At 57.9% G+C, this 254-nt stretch carries 1 pseudogene; it reads left to right on the top strand.

The annotated features are described in order from the left end of the window. Positions 1–254, top strand: a pseudogene (locus SB756_RS32665) (polysaccharide deacetylase); the annotation flags it as partial.

Raw genomic sequence — 254 nt, 5'->3', positions numbered from 1 at the left:
CCATCGAACTGATCACCCAAGTCACCGGCAAACGCCCCACCGGCTACGTCGCACCCTGGTGGGAATTCAGCAAGGTCACCAACGAGTTGCTGTTGAAAAAAGGCATCAAGTACGACCACAGCCTGATGCACAACGACTTCCACCCTTACTACGTGCGCAAGGGCGACAGCTGGACCAAGATCGACTACAGCCAGCACCCCGACACCTGGATGAAACCCCTGGTGCGCGGCGAAGAAACCGACCTCGTGGAGATC

The sequence above is a fragment of the Pseudomonas sp. SIMBA_068 genome, from assembly GCF_046534705.1.
GTDB classification, from domain to species: Bacteria; Pseudomonadota; Gammaproteobacteria; order Pseudomonadales; family Pseudomonadaceae; genus Aquipseudomonas; species Aquipseudomonas putida.
The sequence above is the reverse complement of the archived record's forward strand: the minus strand, read 5'-3'. Positions and strand labels throughout refer to the sequence as shown.